Origin of the sequence: Rhodoplanes sp. SY1, from assembly GCF_046000175.1 — a bacterium.
Taxonomy (GTDB): Bacteria; Pseudomonadota; Alphaproteobacteria; order Rhizobiales; family Xanthobacteraceae; genus Rhodoplanes.
In genome coordinates, this window is the sequence record NZ_JBEOMB010000534.1 from 1 (window position 1) to 626 (window position 626).

Sequence of the window (626 nt, forward strand, 5' to 3'; positions counted from 1 at the left end):
GACGGGCGGCTCGCTAAGATCGCCGCCGCCAAGGCATAGTCGACGAACACAACTCGGCATTCGCTCGGGCGCGCGGGTTGCCGGCGTGCGCGCGTCAATAGCGCGCGCGCGTCACCAGCGTGCGCATGGAGCGAGGTCGATGCGTGCTGACGCTTGCAGCGAGCCTGTGTCGCTTTTGCGGAGCACATCGAGCCCGCGCCCGAGAGGCCCGGACGCCGATCGTTATCAGGTCATCCGGATCCTGTCGGCCCTGCGCGACCGCAACCCGTAGCGGCTGCCGGCGGACGAGCTGCTCGACGCGTTGCCGAACCGCCTGTCCGGACGCGAGCGATGGCTGGCTGGGGTGCGCGACGCCATCGCATGGCTGCGGAACGGCTGTCCGCAGCCGAAGCGGCGGTCCGACGAGACCGCCCTGCCGCAGCCGATCAGCCTCCTGCGCTTCGCGTTGCGCCAGCCGCGCAAGTTCCTGCGCGGCGAGTGGCCCGGACGCTGAGGCCGCGCACCACCGCTTCGGCTCGTCGATGTGGATGGCCGGCGCACCGCGCCGCCGGGCGCCGCGCCGGCGCTCGCCCGAACCGCCTGCCGCAGCGCGCGTCAGGCATCGGCCGGCCCCGCGGACCGGCGGA

At 73.5% G+C, this 626-nt stretch carries 1 protein-coding gene; it reads left to right on the forward strand.

The window, feature by feature from the left end:
- Nucleotides 1-301: 301 nt before the first annotated feature.
- Nucleotides 302-493 carry a hypothetical protein gene (locus ABTU92_RS30795; RefSeq protein WP_408095315.1) on the forward strand — a complete coding sequence of 64 codons (192 nt, stop codon included), beginning with the start codon at nt 302-304 and terminating at the stop codon, nt 491-493.
- Nucleotides 494-626: the final 133 nt, after the last annotated feature.